We start from the raw sequence: 19,107 nt of genomic DNA on the forward strand, positions 1-19,107 counted from the left end.
GACCGGAAATATTTTGGGTTTGTAATTGCAGCGATCCCTGGCCTTTCGCGCCGAAACCGGGCAAGGGATCGCTGTGACTCAGTCGTACTTCATTACAAGTTCCGCCATTTCCGAAATGGCGAAACCCGTCCGGCTCCACGCTTTACTGTCTGGTCCGCTCCCCCGCGATCACCGAAAACTCCGCCATCATCCGCACCAGATCCTGCATCCCCAGATTAACCTGATTGATGACCTCGCCTGCGTTACGGCTGAGTGTGACGCCGCCGCCTGCGCGGTTGACGCAGTTACCCATGCCGTCAATGGCCGCCATGACGCCTTCGCGGATGTGTTGCGTCAGCTGGTCAATCTCAACCGCGGCTTTACGGGACTGATCGGCAAGCGATCGCACTTCACCGGCGACCACGGCAAATCCCCTGCCCTGTTCACCGGCGTGCGCGGCTTCGATGGTGGCGTTGATCGCCAGTAAATTGGTCTGGGAGGAGATACGGCGGATGGTATCGACCATTTCACCAATGCGTTCGGATGTCTGGCCGAGCTGGCCGATGATGTCTGAGGTCCGGCGCGCTAACGCCTCGACCTCCTGCATGTCTTCGACAGCCTGCTGGACGATAGTGACGCCCTCGGCGGCGGTTTTATCGGTGGTCAGCGACAACGCGTGGACGTGCGTCATCATGCTTTCCTGCTGCCGCTGCTGGTCCATCTGGCAGGTAATGTCCTGAGCGATTTTAACCACTTTAAGCACTTTGCCGTCGTCATCCATCACCGGGTTGTAACTCGCTTCCAGCCAGATACTCTGCCCCCGGCCATTCATGCGCTCAAAACGCCCCAGAATAAATTCGCCGTTTTTCAGACGCTGCCAGTGATTACGGTATTCATGAGAATCACGATAGTGGGGTAAACAAAACATACCGTGGGAATGGCCCTGAATCTGCTGAAGGGAATAGCCCATGACTTTCAGAAAGTTATTGTTTGCAGAAATGACGTGACCGTCAGGGGTAAAGGTGATGAGCGCCATCGAACGTTCGAGCGCCTGATAAATACCGTGATGTTCGTGAGATTCATTCACCCGTTCAGAGACGTCACTGGCAATTTTAATTATTTCAGTGACTTTACCTTGTTTATTTCTCACCGGTACATAAGTCGCTTCAAGCCAGAGAATGCTGCCATTCTTATGCACCCGTTTAATATTCCCGCTGATGGATTTCCCTTGCCGTAAACCTTCCCAGTGCAAACGATAGGCATCGCTGACGACAAACTCCGGCGTACAAAACATCCGGTGTGGCTGGCCTACGACGTCCTGTCTGCTGTAGCCCATGCCGGTAAGAAACAGATCGTTCACCTCAAGCACCACGCCGTCTGGCGTGAAGGCTATCATCGGAACCGCCTGCTGGATCGCAGAGAATTTTTCACGCCATGCCGTACTAAACTGATGAGAAAATAATTGCATAGGACAGACACCCTGTGGCTGATAACGTGAATTAATGCGTGACCGCAATTAATTGAAATAAACACGTGCTACATCCCGCGGGTTATTAGCGTTAAAACCAATAAACAGCGAAACCGTAGTCTGACCCCTGGGTGGGTTGCAGGCAGCAAAACACAATCAACAATGCTGTGATAAACAAATAAGGCAAATAATGATTACAGTGAAAACGAATAAGCTTTTTTTATAGTGAATTAAGCATAATTTAATCCACTCAAAAAGAAAGGGGACAACCGGACTATTTTTCCAGCGTGCGCATCAACAGATGAACACGCTGGAATCATTCATTTCACGACGTGATCAGACTGACCAGCGTTTAATTGCCCAGCTTTTTTGCTGTGATGGCGTCAGGAAAGTCCAGGCCACGAAGCGGCTGATTTTGTTTCCGTGCACCATTTCGATGGTGCGAATGTCGGTTGCACCTTCTTCGTTTAACGCGTCATACAGCAGCGGCAAGGTGGTTTTTTTGGAAACCAGCACGGTGTACCAGAAACAGTTCTGCGCTTTGCCCGCACTCTCTTCGGCCATGTGAACCACAAAGGCTTCTTCGCCGCCTTCGCACCACAGTTCGTTGTGCTGACCACCAAAGTTCAGCTCGGTCGTGCCACGGCGATCTAACCCCAGATTCTGGCGTTTACGCTGGCTGCCCGAGGCCGCATCGGCCGCTGACGCATGGAAAGGCGGATTACACAGCACGGCGTCATAGCGTTCGTCGTGGCGGATAATGGTATCGAGAATACGCTGCGGTTTGGCCTGCAGACGGAAACGCACCTGATTGGTCAGTTGCGGGTTGGTGGCAACGATTTTCTTGGCTGCCGCCATGGAAACCGGGTCGATCTCACTGGCAGTAAAACGCCAGCCGTATTCGCGCAGGCCGATAATCGGGTAAATACAGTTCGCGCCAACGCCGATATCCAGCACGGAAATGTCTTTACCCTGCGGAATGTTGCCGTTGTTGCTGCTGGCCAGCAAATCCGCCAGATGATGCACGTAATCCGCACGGCCAGGGATCGGCGGGCAGAGATAATCGGCAGGAATATCCCAGTTAGCAATCTGATAGCAGTCATGCAGCAAGGCACGGTTCAGCGCTTTTACCGCCTGAGCATTGGCGAAATCTACCGACAAATCGCCCCACTTGTTTTCTGTGACGAATGGCGCCAGTTCGGGGTTATTGGCAATCAGGGCCGGGAAATCATAGCGGCTGCGATGACGATTTCGCGGGTGAAGACCGCTTTTTTCCTGAGGGAAGACTTTCTTTTTTTCCACCTGAGTGACTCTCCGAAAAGGTGTGCGCGACGCATACAACATGCGCGGGGACGCTGGATGTTCATGAATTGGCGCACAAGATACCACAAACCGTCGCCGCCTGCCGGATGCTCACTGGCCGGGGCACATAAAAACCGTCACTTCCCGCGCAAAATGGGTAATCTGGCATTCAAAATTGAAATCAATATGTTGACCGAGGAATACCATGAACGCTGATGATCGCTACTATTACGAACCCGCTGCCGGTCACGGCCTGCCGCACGACCCGCTGAATGCCATCGTCGGCCCGCGTCCGATTGGCTGGATTTCCTCACGCAATGCGGCGGGCCAGCGTAATCTCGCGCCCTACAGCTTCTTCAACTGTTTCAATTATCGTCCACCGATCATTGGTTTCGCCAGCAGCGGCTGGAAAGACAGCGTGGCAAACATTGTCGAAACCGGCGAATTTGTCTGGAACCTGACGACGCGCGCGCTGGCGGTGCAAATGAATGAAAGTTCGGCCTCGCTGGAACGCGGTAACGATGAGTTTACGTTTGCCGGTTTGACGCCGCAGCCGGGCAACATCGTCGCCGCCGATCGCGTGCTGGAAAGCCCGGTGAACTTTGAGTGCAAACTGACGCAATGCATCCAGCTGAAAACGGCCACCGGCGGGGATATTGATACCTGGCTGGTGCTCGGTGAAGTGGTGGCTGTGCATATCGCGAAACATTTACTGGTGGAGGGCGTTTACCAGACCGCCCTCGCCGAGCCGGTGTTACGTGCCGGAGGGCCTTCCGCCTATTACGGCATTTCTGAGGCGCTGCGTTTCGATTTAACCCGCCCCGACGCCCGCTGACCGACACAAAAAACCGCCGCCGGAATTCTGCCCGGCGGCGGTTTTTTTATGTCTGAAGCTGAACGGCCCGGATTATCTGACCGGGTAGTTCTGTTCCACGAAATCTGCGAAATCCTGACACATGGCATCATCACCGTCTGCGCTGTCGGCCAGAATGCGCTTGCCGTCGATCACCCGGATATGCACATTGAGATCGAAATCCGCTTCCGGCTGTTCGCGTGTTGAGGCCAGTTCAATGGTGTGTTGCGCATCCTGCCAGGCCGCATCGATGGTCTGATTACACGCCTGCGCCAGATACGCCGGATTGAATCCCTCACCGGTCAGGCTGCGTAACGTATCGTCATGGCTCACGCTGTTGCCCGGCGTCCAGTAATGCTTCGCCAGATCCGGGCCGATGGCCGGATTATCGGTGAGGTAGCCGTCGCGTTTAAGGAAGAACGCGCGCGTTTGCTCAACCGCCATCATCGCCAGCAGATATCCCTGATAAGAACAGGCTGATTCCATCGACAGCAGATGCGGGATAGCCAGCGTCGGACGCGGGCTGCCGGTCACGCCCAGAATGTGGGTTTCGATATCACGCGCCAGCGCGATCATCGCCTCCGGCGTGCGTTTTTCATCAGGCCACTGATAGAGCTGCCATTCGAAATACGGGACCAGCAGGATATGGCGCTCATTGAACGAGCGCATCGGCTGACGGGCTTCGATGGTGGCGCGGATCAGTTCGTCAGGAACCGATTCTCCGGCGGCGTTTTTCGCGTAGCGTTTCAGCCAGTCCGCGTCATCAAGCAGGCTGTCGCAAAACATTGACTGGGTTTCGGCATAGGCCATCGACGTCGGCGGGAATTCCTGCGAGAAGCACGGCGCATTCTGGCGGATATTGGCGAAATGCGCTGCGTGGCCGCCTTCGTGGAACAGCGTATTCAGGCCACCTGCCCCGCTGCCCACCTGATCGGGTTTCGCCAGACTGGTGAAGTTGATCACCGCAGGCACCCATTGACCGTTGTCGAAAAATGGCGGAACCGGGCCATGCATAAAACCGTTTTCGTATTTGCCTTCGCGCACCAGCAGATCCAGTTGCATATCCGCGCCGTTAAAACCGATATTCAGACGCTTAAAGCTGTCGATCCAGCGGCGCAGGGAATCGGCAAACGGGAAGTAAGGGTCGAGCTGGCGGGTGACATCACCGGCGCTGGCAAAACGGATATTCCATGGCAGCAGTGCGGCATCGCCTTCGCGCGCGACCAGCTCATTCAGGCTGCGCGTGTTGCTTTCACGGGTTTGTTCTTCGAAACGATCGAGGATGGCGAATAACTGTTCCGGCGTCATGCGCTCGGTTTTATTCACTTTATAATCGAAATAATTGCGGTAACCGAGCTGGCGGGCGAAGCGGTTGCGCAGGCCAATCAGCTCCGGCAGGCCGTTGTGCAGCAGCCACTCTTCCAGTTCCCGCAGCGCATTTTGCGAACTGCGGCGATAGGTTTCGTTTTCATTGTTCGCCTGATTGGTCAGCAGCTCACCCAGCGATGCACTGACGCGCTCGCCTTTGCTGTTGATGTGCGTCATCCGGTACTGCTTACGTTTACCAAACAGCACGGATTCAGCCTGAATGATTTCATCGAGCAGCGCCTGCGCTTTGGGATCTTCAATCACGTTGCAGTCGAAGAAACTCAGCCAGCCGCGCAGGCCGTGGAGCAGTGCTTCGCCGTCCTGATCGCGTTTTTGAGTATCGAGCTGTGCGATTAACTCGCGTAATTCTGCCGGGCGGGAAGGTTCGGCGATAAAACGTTTGTAGGCGGTTTCAGCGGCGGAGAAAGCCGCGGAGACATTGTCATCACCGATGCCCATATAGTTTTGCCAGAACAAATTTTCTTTGTCCTGATGCACTTTAAGGTAATCGCGGTTGAGGGCGTTAAAGTAGTCCTGAGCCTGTTTCATGCAATCTTCTCTGCTGAAAGTTAACGAGATTATGCATTGAGTGTATGTTCAGACAGCGGTTCTGTCGATATGGCAAAACCGCTCATCACTGCCAGGCAACCAGGGAGGGGATCAGTTTTTCTTCACGAACTCGGATTTGAGTTTCATCTGACCAAAACCGTCAATTTTGCAGTCGATGTTGTGGTCGCCTTCAACCAGACGGATGCCTTTCACTTTGGTGCCGATCTTCAGCATGGAAGAGCTGCCCTTCACTTTCAGGTCTTTGATCACCGTAACAGAATCACCGTCTGCCAGCAGATTGCCGTTGGCATCGATCACTTTCAGGACGTCATCTTCCCCGGCTGCATCAGCGCTCATGGACCACACATGTCCACATTCAGGGCAATTGAGCATTTCACCGTCCTGCCAGGTGAATTCAGAGTGACACGTCGGGCAAGCCGGTAAAGTTTCCATTGTTAAATCTCCATAAAAGTTTATAAAAAAACCAATAAAATCATGAAATAGATTTCGTAGTTCCTCTATTTTAGCCTTTAACCACACTATTGAACAGGGTAAGAGGGGTTTTGTGGCGCTGAGATGAATATAAACGCAGGATTTACAGCGTGATGCGGGGGTGTTTTTTTAATGCCTCCCCTGCGAAGAGGGAGGCCGGGACGGGGGATAAAAGACGAAATGAATGTTCAGGCGGGCTTTAACACCTGATTTTGCGCTTAATACCCCCCTTCACGTGGAAGGGCGTTAAAACACCTGTTCCACAATCATTCTGGCTTCGGGCATATCGGCACACACCCCTGTGGCCACCAGACAACATGCCATTTGATTGAGGATTGCCTGCGGGATAGCGCGTTCGCCCTTCAGACATTGCTGAATGTAGTTCACGGTAGTGTCGACGTCCTTGGTCGCGGGCAGATCCGCTGCAAAAATCTCTTCTTTTTCTGCCAGAACACTCAGCTCACCCCCGGCGATAAAGTGGGTCTGCGGGAACCGCTGCGGATTCGCATAGACTTCGCCTTCCGTGCCCTGGGTCAGCAAGGCGCGCCCGTCGATCTGGCGGAAGAAGGAAGAGACGCGCTGGATATATTCCGGGTGCGAAACGCTCGATAAGCGCAACGCATCCTGCCCGGTGAAGGGCGTAATTAACTTCGCCAGCGTGTGGCTGCTGTTACGCACGCCCATCTGCCAGCGCAGTGAAAGCTGTTTGTCGATGGGCGGGCACAGCACTGAAACCGGGATGAACACCGGAGCGGAACCGGCGTCGAGCTGCTGCTGTGCCTGCGCCTGCGTGTGTGCCGCCTCAATGCCCAGCGAACGGAAAATCTCAGCGCTGGTGATGCGGGTCGGATCTTCATCAACGCCGTGCACCACCACCGGCAAACCAAGACGGCTGAGTAACATCGCCAGCAACGGCGTGAGATTCGCCTGTTTGCGCGCGCCGTTATAGGTTGGGATCACCACCGGCAGAGGGCGATCAGCGGGCGCCTGAAGGCGCATCACGCGCTCTTCCATCGCCTGATAAAAGCCGAGCATCTCTTCTTCCGCTTCGCCTTTAATACGAAAGGCAATCAGCAGCGCGCCGAGCTGTAAATCCGGCACGTCACCGGCCAGGATCTCGCGGTACAGCGCAAGCGACTGCTCACGGTCCAGATCGCGTGCGTGATTTTTTCCGCGCCCCACTTCTTTAATGAGTTTGGTGTAATCCATCGTAGCGTTACCTTCTCGGTATAATGACTTTTCTTCAGGAATAATTATCGCCGGCGGGTGCGGCGGCGAACCGGATCTTTCTTTGCCGTTTTCAGAATATCAGGACGTTTCACTGATCCGGGCGCAGGCATTTCGCGGTGTTCAATCGGGAACACCGGCAACGCCGCCAGCAGGCGCGCACCGTAACTTTTGGTCAGCAAACGCTGGTCATAAATGACGATTTCGCCGGTGCATTCATGGCTTCGGATAAGCCGTCCGACCTGTTGGATCAAGTTAAACGACGCGCTCGGCAGGCTTTGCACTTCGAACGGATAGCGCTTAAGCGTTTTCAGCCATTCGCCTTCGGTGAGGATCACCGGGCTGTCGACCGGCGGAAACGCAATTTTATGGATATGCACCTGCGTCAGCAGCTCACCTTTCAGATCCAGCCCTTCGGCGAACGATTGCAGACCAATCAGCACACTGGTGGTGCCCGCTGAAACACGTTTACGGTGCTCTTCCACCAGCCGGTAGCGCGGCTGATCGCCCTGCACCAGCAGCATCAGACGCAAATCCGGTAGCAGCGAGACAAACTGTTGCATCGCGCGGTTGCTGGCGAACAGCACCAGCTGGCCGGTGTGTTGCCCTTTCGCCAGTTCGCTGCGGAAAAAATCGGCCATCTCCTGCAAATGTGCCGCTTCGTTCGCCATCAGGGGCTCGAGGGTCATCTGCGGGATCACCAGTTTGCCCTGCGAAACGTGGTTAAACGGCGAATCCAGGCTGACAAAGCGGTCACCGGCTTTTTCGCTCAGGCCGCTCATCTCCTGCAAACGGGAGAAACTGTTCAGCGAACGCAGCGTGGCGGAGGTGATAACGACGTGCGGCACTTTGCGCCACAGCATTTTTTCCAGCTGATCGCTCACGCGGATCCCCGCGCAGTGGAACACCAGATGCGTCTGGTTATCGAAATACGTCCGCGTCACCCATTTGCTGATCGGCGCGTTCGAGGCTTTATCCAGTGCCGCCAGCCGCCACAGCTTGCTCATGGTTTCCAGATAACTTTGCATCCGGCTCATGTGCAGTATAGCGCGGTGCAGACGCATAATGTCGTGCTTGCCGGTCTTCTCGCTGAGATCGTTGACCATGTATTCCGCCAGACTGCGCAGCCCGTCGGTCAGTTTAAACAGGCGACTGCACTGTTCGGTCAGTTCCGGCGGCAAGGCGCCGAGTTCAAAACGGTGCTCCGCTTCCGGGGTGTCCGGCGGCAGATACTGACTGACCGATTGTTCGATAAGTAGCAGCAGCTCGCGCATCTCGGCGCAGTGATTGTGCAGGCGCTCGGCGTTGGTCAGCGGCGGCGCATTTTTCGGCGTAAACAGCGACAGACATTGCTCAATCTGGCGCACAAAATTGTCCAGTTGCAGGCTGTTCCACATGGCCGTGATTTCAGCATCAACTTCCAGCGCATCACGCGCCACTTCCGGCAGGTGATGCCCTTCATCGAGCACCAGCAGCAGATCTTTCGCCGGTGGCAGCACCGATTCCGACTCCAGCGCAGCCATCACTAAAGCGTGGTTGGTGACCACCACATCGGCACTTTCAATCTCTTTGCGCGCCACGAAATACGGGCATTCGCGAAAATAATGACAGTTACGGCTCAGGCAGTTGGCTTTATCGGTGCTGATTTTGATCCACAAAGGATCGTCGATGGTTTTCTTGTAGTGGTCGCGCAGTCCGTCCCACTCATAGCGCGAGAGCGCGGTTTCCAGCGTTTTCGCCAGTTTCTGCTCTTCGCCGCTGGAGGGCGCCAGTTCGTCACCCAGAAATAACCCGAGATCGCCCTGCGCGTTTTCGTTGCTCATCGCCGCCAGATTACGCGGACACACATAACGCCCGCGGCCAAATGCGCCGGTAAATTTGAGGTCGGGAATAATTTTTTTCAGCAACGGTAAATCTTTGCTGTAAATCTGATCCTGCAACGCGACGTTGGCCGTGCTGACAATCAGCGGTTTTTCTTCTTCGCGGCTGACGGCAATGCCGGGGATGAGATAGGACAGCGTTTTCCCGACGCCGGTCGGCGCCTCAATGGCCAGATGCCGCGCTGAGTCACCCGAGAACGCCTTCGCCACCTCTGCAATCATCTGACGTTGCGGGGCGCGGGGAATGAAATCCGGGATTTGCTCTTGCAGGGCTTTGTACCACTGGCTGATCTGATTTTTTACTGCGGGGGAAAGCGCCATGCATCTCTTTTTGTTGGGGGTCAGGACCGAAGTGTGGCGGCTATTGTCCCACAGACCGGCTGATGGCGCAGCCCGAAATCAGGGTGACTGCACAAATTTACGTCAGTCATTTATTAAATAAAGTAAAAGTTCATTTTCAATTGTCATAAATTGATCACATATCTAAGGTAAAAAACCCTCGCTGAGAAAATTCCGAGCACACACGGAATGCATAGCAAAAATGATGAATAGCGTCTTTCCACAAGACTTCATATAAAGCTTTCCAACCAAAGCTTTTAATAAAGAATGCAGGGTAAAAATTCATGAAACGTAATATTCTGGCACTTTTAATTCCTGGTTTATTGATTGCATCAGGCGCGCACGCAGCAGAAGTTTATAATAAAGACGGCAACAAACTTGACCTGTACGGTAAAGTAAAAGGTCTGCATTATTTCTCTGATGCTCCCGGCAATGACGGCGACCAGAGTTATGTGCGTTTCGGTTTTAAAGGTCAGACACAAATTAACGATCTGATCACCGGTTACGGTCAGTGGGAATATAACGTTCAGGCTAACCACGCCGAATCCGACAGCAAATCCCCAAGCACCACCGGCACCAAAACCCGTCTGGGCTTTGCCGGTCTGAAATTTGGTCAGTACGGTTCATTCGACTACGGTCGTAACTACGGCGCACTGTACGACGTCGAAGCCTGGACCGATATGTTCCCTGAGTTCGGTGGCGATGGTTACACCAAAGCAGACCGCTTCATGACAGGCCGTACCAACGGCGTGGCGACCTACCGTAACCGTGGCTTCTTCGGTCTGGTGGATGGCCTGAACGTGGCGTTACAGTACCAGGGCAAAAACGAAAACGACGGTCGCAGCAGCAGCACAGCAAACGGCGACGGTTATGCACTTTCTACCACTTACGCACTGGGTGATACCGGCGTGAGCGTCGGCGGTGCCTACGCGTCTTCTGACCGCACCATCGGCCAGAGCACCTCCGCTTACGGCAAAGGTGATAAAGCTGACGCATGGACCGGCGGCATGAAATATGACGCTAACGGAGTTTATTTAGCGGCGATGTATGCTGAAACCCGTAATATGATTGCCATTACCGTTCCGGCAGGTATTGCAAGCGCACCGGCTGGCAGCGGCTTTGCAAATAAAACACAAACTGTTGAAGCGGTCGCGCAATATCAGTTCGACTTCGGCCTGCGCCCTTCTCTGGGTTATGTGCAGACCAAAGGGAAAGATATTGAAGGCATCGGCGACGTTGACCTGGTTAAATATTTCGACGTAGGCGCCACCTATTATTTCAACAAAAACATGTCAGCCTATGTTGATTATAAAATCAACCAGCTGGATGACGACAATAAACTGGGTCTGAATAACGACGACGTTACTGCCGTTGGCCTGGTTTATCAGTTCTGATTTAAGTCAAATACCACCTCATTGTTATTATTCTCTGTCTTGATTTTTCTCGGCCGGACTCACCCTCCGGCCTTTTTTGTTTTTGTCCTTTTTCGTGCCATCTCGCGTAATTTGCCTTTTCTTCTTTCGCAGCCCGCTGAATCTGCTAAAGTTTCAGGGAATTTTACGAATGAGAACTTCTCTTAACAAAAACAGGGATACCCAATGAATAAAGTTTCGCTTTGTACCACCAGTGCATTGATTATGCTGGCCCTGAGCGGCTGTGCGCAGCAAAAGAACGATGCCCAGCAAACGCTGAACGATCAGTCCGTGATGGCGCTGAACTGGTTCCAGCAATCCGGTGAATATCAGGCCCTGACCTATCAGGCATTCAACGCGGCTAAAATGGCCTTTGATCAGGCGCAGCCGCTGGCGGGTCAGAAGAAAGCCGTGGTGGTGGATCTGGATGAAACCATGCTCGATAACAGCGCTTACAGCGCGTGGCAGGTCAAAGCGAACAAGCCATTCGACAGCAAAACCTGGTCACAGTGGACCGCCGCACGTCAGGCGACCGCCATTCCGGGCGCAGTGGAATTTGCTAATTACGTCAATTCGCACGGCGGCACGATGTTCTATGTCTCCAACCGTAAAACCAGCGAATACGCTGCCACACTGGACAACATGAACCGTCTGGGCTTCTCCGGCGCGAATGATAAAACCATGTTGCTGAGCTCAGACACCTCAAACAAACAGGTGCGTTTCGATTCCATTAAAGCCGCGGGTTACCACATCGTCTTGTTCGTCGGTGACAACCTGAACGATTTCGGTGCCGCGACCTACCATAAAGGCAACGAACAGCGCCGCGCTTTTGTGAATCAGAACCATCAGCAGTTCGGCACCCAATACATCGTGTTGCCAAACCCGCTGTACGGCGACTGGGAAAGTGGACTGGCGAAGGATTACAACAAGTTAACGCCGGAGCAGAAACTGTCCGTGCGTGATCAGAATTTGAAAGCGTGGAACGGTAAGTAACAGCGGGCAGAAAGCGGTGAAATTTTCAGTGACTCAATGGCTGTGATCTCCCGCCTTTCTGTACCCTGACCGGCCACGAGAGGGAACCTCTTCCCTCTCGTGGCACTCTCCTGCATGTCGGCTGCGCGGGTCAGTCGCCCTGCCTCACCCTCTCAGCACCGTCGGTCAGAAACTGTAGTCAACCGCCGCGAAATACCTTCTTCCGTCTTCGTTGTAGCTGTAATCATCGCGGTTCAAATCTTTATCCCCGAGGTTCAGCACACCTGCGCGCAGTTTCACGGCTTTATTGACCTGATAGGAACCGCCGGTGTTCCAGACGGTATATCCGCCCGGCGTGGCGTTTCCGTCGGTGACGGTGCGGCTTTTGCCTTTATAGTTGGCGGAAATATAGAAGCTCCAGTCCTCCAGCGGTTTCCAGTCCAGCGTCGCATTCGACGTGTGGAACGGTAACTCGGACAACGGTTTGTTGCCGCCGTTGCTCAGGTCGCGGGCGTCGTTATAGGTGTAGTTCAGCTTCAGGTTCAGCACGTCAGTGACCGGTAAGCTGAGCTCCGTTTCCAGGCCACGGATGCGCGCTTTATTGACGTTGTAGTAGCGGAAAATCGGGTTACCGCTGGCGTCAAAGCCGACGAAGTTCTGATACGTCTGCGCCAGATTGCGGTTCGCGGTGCGGATAACCGTGATCATGTCGTCGATGTCGTTCTGGAACACCGTCGCGCTGGCGTTCACATCTTCCAGCCACCCTTCTTCTCCGGCGTAATACAGACCGAATTCGACGCTTTCGCTGGTTTCTGCTTTCAGATCTTTGCTGCCCACCACATTACAGCTGCCACGGCAGGACGCACTTTGCCAGTCCGGGCTGAGTTGCAGCAACGAAGGCGCTTTGAAGGCCGATGCCCAGCCGCCTTTCACCGTCACGGTGTCGGTGGCGTTGTAGACCAGATACGCACGCGGGCTCCAGTTGACGCCGTAGTTCTGGTGATCATCCATGCGCACGCCGCCGGTCAGCGCCAGGTTTTCAAAAATACGCCACTCGTCCTCGAGGAACAGCGCATATTGATTGGCCTGCGTGCTGCCGCCGTTTTGCATGTTCACGCCGTCTTCGAGCTTGTCGTTGCGGTATTCACCGCCGAAGGTCAGCAACTGGTTGTAATCGCCCAGCGGGATCACAACTTTGCCGTCGAGAGAGTTGTTTTTCGAGGTAATGGTTTCGGCGTTTTTATTCTCGATGTTTTCGCCGTAGAAACGCAGTTCGGTATTCGCCAGCCCCCAGCGGCCATTGTGGCCGAGCGAGTAGTTTTCACGTTCGATGCGGTTCTTATCCAGCGTGTCGGAATCGCGATCCTGACGATCAAGGCCGTAACCGAAGGTGATATCCTGATCTTTGTCCGGGGTCAGGGAGAACTCGACGTTGGCGTTGCGCGAGGTATAGCCCTCAATGCGCGGCTGGCCGGTGCTGCCGCTGGAGGAACTGGCCTGATCTTTTTCACGTTTACCCAGCGCACCGTAGACTTTCACCCCTAACAGGTCATCAACCAGCGGGCCGCTGGCGAAGAAGTTGCCGTTGCCGCTGTCGCCGCGATCGCGATGTTCCTGCACGGTGGTATCGGCGCTCAGCGTCCCGTGCCAGGCTTTGCCGACTTTACGGGTGATGATGTTGACCACGCCGCCCAGCGCGTCGGAGCCGTAAAGCGAGGACATCGGGCCACGCACCACTTCGATACGCTCGATGGATTCAGCGGGGATCCAGCTCAAATCGAAATCGTTATGACGGAAGACGGCGTTGCGGGAGTTCACGCGTTTGCCGTCCACCAGAATCAGGGTATAACCGCTGCTCAGACCACGGATGCTGACGCCCTGACGGTTGTCGCTTTCGTTAGTGATTTGCACGCCCGGTACGTCTTTCAGCACGTCTTTGAGGTTTTGAACCGGTTTCTTTTGCAGGTCTTCGCGGGTGATCACGCTGATACTTGCCGGGGCGTCTTTGAGGTTTTGCTCGACGGCGGAGGCGGTCACCACCATCTGGTCTTCCCGTTCTTTTACGTCGGTCGTCTCTTCTGCCATCACCGGAAACGCGGCGGCAAACAGCTGTGCGAATAACCCGGCTTTCAGTGCCGGTGTAAATTTAACCTTAACCATTTCTTCTCTCCATGAGGATAAAACAACCCCGGCACGGCGGGACGTTGTATTTTTTTCCATCAAACCGTCAAAAAAAGTGCGAACGGAATCGCCCGGTTTATCAGGATTTTGTTTTATGTTTCAGGCTCACAATGTGAAAGGCGGACGCCGCTACGTTGGCTGCGTCCGTTTTTACTACGTCATGTATTTAAATCGAGGGGTCGCCAACCAGTCCGTCGATGAGGATTTGCGGCGTTCCCTGCGAGCAGCGTTCAATACGTCCGCGCACGCCGTAAACGCGCGCCAGACTGTCAGCGGTGATCACCGCTTCGGGTTCACCATCGGCGATCAGATGCCCGTCTTTAAGCATCAGCACACGATCGCCGTGGCGCAGCGCGATGTTGATGTCATGCACCACCACCACGGTCACAATATTGCGTTTTTGCGTTTCCTTACGCACCAGATCCATAACGTGGAACTGATAATTAAGGTCGAGCGCGCTGAGCGGTTCATCGAGCAGTAACAAAGAGGGCTGACGAATCAGCGACTGCGCCAGACCCACCAGCTGTTTCTGACCACCGGAAAGCTGATCGAGATAGCTGAGCGCCAGATGTTCGATGCCCAGCTGACGCAGCAGCGTCATCACCTTATCAGTGCCATCGGTCACTTTGCTTTTGCCGCCGGATGCGCGCTGCGCCACGATAATCGACTCGAGCACATGCAGATGCACACCGGCAGGCAGGGTTTGTGGCAGATAGACCACCTGCTCGGCACGGCGCGCAAACGGCATCGGCATCAGATCATGGCCGTCGAGCATCAGCTGCCCTTCCGCCCGGTTCAGCCCGGCCAGCGAGCGCAACAGGGTCGATTTCCCGCTGCCGTTTGGCCCGAGCAACACGGTAATTTTCCCACGCGGCAGCATCGGCACGTTGAGATGGCGGATCACCGGGCGCTTCGGATACCCCGCGTTAAAATCGCGGATTTGCAGCCCCTGCGTGTCGGCATTCAGGAATTCTTCAGGACGCGTTTCCAGCATGGCAGACATCAGACGTTCCCCCGGTGACGAAGAATAATGCTCAGGAAGAACGGCACGCCGACCAGCGAGGTCACGATACCCACAGGAATGATCACACCCGGCACCAGATTTTTCGAGGCAACCGACGCCATCGACAGCACCAGCGCACCGATCAGCGCACTGGCCGGCAGATAGAAGCGGTGATCTTCACCAAACATCAGACGGGCAATGTGCGGCGCAACCAGACCGATAAAGCCGATCGGGCCGACAAACGCCACCGCAAGCGCGGAAAGGATACTGATACGCAGCAGGGTGCCGAGGCGCAGACGGCGCACGTCGATACCAAAACTGACCGCACGGTCTTCACCCAGACGCAGCGCCGTCAGCTTCCACGCACTCATCATTGACCACGGCAGCAGGATCAGAAACGCGAACATCATCACGCCGAGTTTCACCCAGGATGCCCGCGCCAGGCTGCCCATCGTCCAGAAAACCAGCCCCTGTAAGGTGTCTTCGGTCGCAATGAACTGCATGAGTGACACCAGTGCGTTAAAGGTAAAGACCAGCGCGATACCGAACAGCACCACGCCGGAGCTGGCGACGCGCGTCCAGCGGGTGATGCCGTCAAGCATCAGCGCCGCCAGCAGGGCAAAAATGAAGGCGTTGGCGGAGATAAACCACTGATCCGGCACCCCCGGAATACCGATGCCCAGCACAATCGCCAGCGCGGCACCGAAGGCCGCCGCAGACGACACGCCAAGCGTAAACGGGCTTGCCAGCGGGTTATTAAGGATGGTCTGCATTTCCGCCCCGGCAAGGCCAAGGGACATGCCGACGGCGATCGCCATCAGCGCATACGGCAGGCGGATATCCCAGACGATCACCCGTGTACCGGGATCGGCCGCGGCCGCATCAAACAGCGTTTTCCACAGCGTGGAGAGTGACAACCCCGAAGGCCCCATAATGAAATCAATCACCAGTGAGACGAGGATCGCCAACACCAGGATCAGCATAATCAACAAACGGCGGCGTACAATATTTTGGTATTGCCCCATGACGCTGTGCCCGGCGGTGTTATCTGCCGTCAGCGCGGGTTCGGTAGTTGCACTCATGTTTCGCTTCAATCTCATTAACGTAAAAACTTACAGCAGGATAACTTACTTCCCGCTTTCCGGTTTAACTGCATCCGTCCAGTAGGTCCCCGTTGGCTCAACGGCGAGGAACTGCTTATAAAGCTGATTCTGCGTCTGCTGCGGATCGAGATCCGCAAATTTCTGCGGATAGAAGGCTTTGGCAAACACCTGTACCGCCAGCACGTTATACGGCGAATTGTAATAGTTGTGCCAGATGCCGAAACTGCGCCCTTCTTCCACGGCTTTCAGCGTGCTGATGCCTTTACGCTGCAACAGCGGCGTCATGCTGGCGCGGGCCTGCTCCGGCGTGGTCTGCGCGCCGAGCACCAGACCGGTCGGTGCCGGATCGCCTGCTTTGGCCGGTTTGCCGCCGCCGCTTATCAGATACACATCAGGCTGTGAGGCGATCACTTTTTCCAGATTCACCAGCCCCAGCGGCCCCGGCAGCAGCGGTTTGGAAATGTTTACGCCACCCGCCTGATCGATAAAATCACCCATATTGCCCTTTCCGGCAGATCGGCAGCATTCATCGGCGGTAGACGCACGCAGTTCGATGAAGACTTTCGGTTTGTCCTGTTCAGGGATGTGTTGGGTGATGTCGGTAACGCGTTTGATGTTGTCCTGATAGAACCTGATGTAGTCCTGCGCCTGCTTTTCGCGGTTTAGCACTTTGCCCAGCAATTCCATGCTCGGCAGGGTATTTTTCAGCGGTGAGGTGCGAAAATCAACAAAGACCACCGGCACACCGGCTTTCTGTAACTGGGTCACCAGTGCGCTTTCTTTGCCCGGACCATGCCCCGACAAACCAAAGATCGCCACCTGCGGATTCAGCGTCAGCACTTTTTCCGGGCTGATGCTGTCGGCGCTGGTGTTACCAATCAGCGGGATGTTGTCGATTTGCGGGAATTTAGCCTGATAGGTGGCATAGGTTTGCGGATCCAGCTTACGGAAATCTCCCTGCCAGCCGACAATGCGGTCGAAAGGCTTCTGGCCTTCCAGCAGAGAAACGGCAAAGAACAACCGCCCTTCTCCGAGAACCACACGCTGAACATCATCCGGCACGGTGACGGTTCGCCCGGCAATATCGGTGACGGTGACCGCCTGTGCGCCTGTGCTGATGACGCCCATCGCTAGTGCAAAAAGACCGCCTGCAACGCGGGCATTCACCCATTTTTGCTGATAATTCATCTTCTTCCGATTCCTTTACGTTTCCCTGAAGAGGCGCTAACAATAAAAGAAATGATAACGATTATCAATGCAGTTTACACAACCTATCAAGCCTACCTATAGTTGGTGCGAAACGAAACAATGCTGAGGTAACAAAGCATTACGTGATGTGGCGAGGGGGGCGCGATAAGCGGCATAAAAAAAGCGGAGCCTGAGCTCCGCTTCGATCACCGCAGGAAAGAGGTGAATATCACTTCGCGTCTTTGCGCGGTGGCTCGACGTATTTCGGGAATTCCATCTCGCTGTATTTCACCACTTTGGTGCCTTTGGTCAGCTTATAACCAAACCAGATGATGAGGAACAGCGGCAGCCCGATGTAGGTGGCGGCAACGCCGTACCAGTCGATGGTGTCTTTCAGGAATGCCTGATAGTTCTGGCCGAGAGTAATAATCAGACACAACACAAAGGCGAATACCGGTCCGAACGGGAAGAAGCCGGAGAGATACGGCAGATCTTTCAGATCACGCCCTTGCGACACATAACCACGACGGAAACGATAATGGCTGATCGCGATACCCAGCCAGGCGATAAAGCCGGTCATCCCCGAGGTATTCAGCAGCCACAGGTAAACGGTCTGATTACCAAACATCGAGCTGAGGAAGCACAACGCAGCCACGATGGTGGTGGCATACAGCGCGTTGCGCGGCACGCCGCCTTTGGACAATTTAGCAAATATGCGCGGCGCTTTGCCTTCGCTGGCCAGCGTGAACAGCATACGGGTTGACGCATACATGCCTGAGTTACCGGCGGAGAGCACGGCGGTCAGGATCACGGCGTTCATCACCGCCGCTGCTGACAGCAGACCGGCATTACGGAATACCAGCGTGAACGGGCTGACGGAAATATCGCCCACTTCATTGCGCAGCAGATTCGGGTCGGTGTAAGGAATGATCAGGCTGATCACCAGAATCGCCAGAATATAGAACAGCAGAATGCGCCAGAAGACCTGACGTACCGCGCGTGGAATATTTTTGGCAGGATTTTCAGACTCGCCCGCCGCCACGCCGATAAGCTCAGTTCCCTGGAAGGAGAAACCGACGATCATCGCCACGCCTATCATTGAGGCAAATCCACCGGCAAACGGCGCATCGCCGATGGCCCAGTTGTGCCAGCCCGCCGTTTCGCCACCGCGCATGATACCGGTGATCATCAACACGCCGACGGCGATAAAGATGATGACCGTGACCACTTTAATCAGCGAGAACCAGTATTCGGCTTCACCGAAACCGCGCACCGAGATGTAGTTCAGCAGGAAGATCAGGCTGAGGAACAAGGCGCTCCAGATCCAGCCCGGTGTGTCCGGGAACCAGTAGTTCATCACCAGCTGCGAGGCCACGAGGTCTACGGCGATGGTCACCGCCCAGTTGTACCAGTAGTTCCAGCCCAGTGCGAAACCGAACCCTTCTTCTACATAGCGGGAGCCGTAGGTGGAGAATGAGCCTGAAACGGGCATAAACGCCGCCAGCTCGCCGAGGCTGGTCATCAGGAAGTACACCATGATGCCGATTAACGCGTAGGAGAGCAGTGCGCCGCCCGGGCCTGCCTGCGAAACCGTCGCGCCGGAGGCAACGAATAACCCTGTACCAATCGAGCCGCCAATGGCGATCATCGTTAAGTGACGTGCCTTCAGCTCGCGACGCAGTGTAGGTGCTACCTGCGTAGTTTTTGTAGGTTGTTGAGCCATTTTTTCCCTATATCCGCTCGTCATTATAAAATTTAAGCGCGGATTGTAGCAAAACCTGCTGCTCTGAA

Annotated in this window: 14 protein-coding genes; 3 read left to right on the forward strand and 11 right to left on the reverse strand. The window is 54.9% G+C overall.

Translation table 11 applies throughout. The features are described 5' to 3' along the window. Nucleotides 1–142: 142 nt before the first annotated feature. The gene (locus ACO0U8_RS11675; protein WP_421670834.1) at nucleotides 143–1,447 is read right to left on the reverse strand and encodes a methyl-accepting chemotaxis protein; all 1,305 of its coding nucleotides are present in this window, start codon (nucleotides 1,445–1,447) and stop codon (nucleotides 143–145) included. Between the two features lie 336 nt (nucleotides 1,448–1,783). Then, nucleotides 1,784–2,749 (reverse strand): 23S rRNA (adenine(1618)-N(6))-methyltransferase RlmF, encoded by a 966-nt coding sequence (gene rlmF, locus ACO0U8_RS11680; RefSeq protein WP_122094636.1) that lies wholly within the window; start codon nucleotides 2,747–2,749, stop codon nucleotides 1,784–1,786. A 205-nt stretch (nucleotides 2,750–2,954) separates the two neighbouring features. Here rlmF and ACO0U8_RS11685 point away from each other — a divergent pair, with 205 nt between their 5' ends. Further along, nucleotides 2,955–3,584 carry a flavin reductase family protein gene (locus ACO0U8_RS11685; RefSeq protein WP_122094634.1) on the forward strand — a complete coding sequence of 210 codons (630 nt, stop codon included), beginning with the start codon at nucleotides 2,955–2,957 and terminating at the stop codon, nucleotides 3,582–3,584. Between the two features lie 72 nt (nucleotides 3,585–3,656). On the opposite strand, the gene ACO0U8_RS11690 is transcribed toward ACO0U8_RS11685, so the two are convergent. The 4 genes from ACO0U8_RS11690 to dinG all read right to left on the reverse strand — a co-directional run bounded on the left by ACO0U8_RS11690 (nucleotide 3,657) and on the right by dinG (nucleotide 9,439). Beyond that, on the reverse strand, nucleotides 3,657–5,519 hold the full coding sequence (locus tag ACO0U8_RS11690) for a M3 family metallopeptidase (RefSeq protein ID WP_390972628.1): 1,863 nt from the start codon (nucleotides 5,517–5,519) through the stop codon (nucleotides 3,657–3,659). Nucleotides 5,520–5,630: 111 nt separating this feature from the next. Further along, nucleotides 5,631–5,972 (reverse strand): zinc ribbon domain-containing protein YjdM, encoded by a 342-nt coding sequence (locus ACO0U8_RS11695; RefSeq protein WP_390972630.1) that lies wholly within the window; start codon nucleotides 5,970–5,972, stop codon nucleotides 5,631–5,633. Nucleotides 5,973–6,257: 285 nt separating this feature from the next. After that, the gene (ybiB, locus tag ACO0U8_RS11700; protein WP_421670835.1) at nucleotides 6,258–7,220 is read right to left on the reverse strand and encodes a DNA-binding protein YbiB; all 963 of its coding nucleotides are present in this window, start codon (nucleotides 7,218–7,220) and stop codon (nucleotides 6,258–6,260) included. 44 nt (nucleotides 7,221–7,264) lie between these two features. Beyond that, a complete protein-coding gene (gene dinG, locus ACO0U8_RS11705) occupies nucleotides 7,265–9,439 on the reverse strand; it encodes an ATP-dependent DNA helicase DinG (RefSeq protein WP_421670836.1) in 2,175 nt (724 codons plus the stop codon). A gap of 302 nt (nucleotides 9,440–9,741) precedes the next feature. On the opposite strand from dinG, the gene ompC reads away from it, so the two are divergent. Continuing rightward, entirely contained in the window at nucleotides 9,742–10,851 is a 1,110-nt protein-coding gene (ompC, locus tag ACO0U8_RS11710) for a porin OmpC (RefSeq protein WP_217203208.1), read from the forward strand. A gap of 204 nt (nucleotides 10,852–11,055) precedes the next feature. Further along, nucleotides 11,056–11,862, forward strand: coding sequence for a 5'-nucleotidase, lipoprotein e(P4) family (locus ACO0U8_RS11715; protein ID WP_056782339.1), 807 nt, complete (start codon nucleotides 11,056–11,058; stop codon nucleotides 11,860–11,862). 165 nt (nucleotides 11,863–12,027) lie between these two features. On the opposite strand, the gene cirA is transcribed toward ACO0U8_RS11715, so the two are convergent. The 5 genes from cirA to ACO0U8_RS11740 all read right to left on the reverse strand — a co-directional run bounded on the left by cirA (nucleotide 12,028) and on the right by ACO0U8_RS11740 (nucleotide 19,039). Further along, complete coding sequence (gene cirA, locus ACO0U8_RS11720; RefSeq protein WP_183847723.1) at nucleotides 12,028–14,001, reverse strand: catecholate siderophore receptor CirA; 1,974 nt, start codon at nucleotides 13,999–14,001, stop codon at nucleotides 12,028–12,030. A 187-nt stretch (nucleotides 14,002–14,188) separates the two neighbouring features. After that, nucleotides 14,189–15,025, reverse strand: a complete 837-nt coding sequence (locus ACO0U8_RS11725) for an ABC transporter ATP-binding protein (RefSeq protein ID WP_421670837.1) — start codon at nucleotides 15,023–15,025, stop codon at nucleotides 14,189–14,191. Then, nucleotides 15,025–16,107 carry a FecCD family ABC transporter permease gene (locus ACO0U8_RS11730; RefSeq protein WP_056782332.1) on the reverse strand — a complete coding sequence of 361 codons (1,083 nt, stop codon included), beginning with the start codon at nucleotides 16,105–16,107 and terminating at the stop codon, nucleotides 15,025–15,027. The genes ACO0U8_RS11725 and ACO0U8_RS11730 overlap by 1 nt, the downstream gene beginning before the upstream one ends. Before the next feature lie 45 nt (nucleotides 16,108–16,152). Beyond that, nucleotides 16,153–17,316: an ABC transporter substrate-binding protein gene (locus ACO0U8_RS11735; protein WP_421670838.1), complete on the reverse strand. Its 1,164-nt coding sequence runs from the start codon at nucleotides 17,314–17,316 to the stop codon at nucleotides 16,153–16,155. Nucleotides 17,317–17,545: 229 nt separating this feature from the next. Beyond that, nucleotides 17,546–19,039, reverse strand: coding sequence for an amino acid permease (locus ACO0U8_RS11740; RefSeq protein WP_056782328.1), 1,494 nt, complete (start codon nucleotides 19,037–19,039; stop codon nucleotides 17,546–17,548). Nucleotides 19,040–19,107 lie beyond the last annotated feature (68 nt).

Source organism: Rahnella sp. EDr1-12 (genome assembly GCF_049206505.1).
Taxonomy (GTDB): Bacteria; Pseudomonadota; Gammaproteobacteria; order Enterobacterales; family Enterobacteriaceae; genus Rahnella; species Rahnella rivi.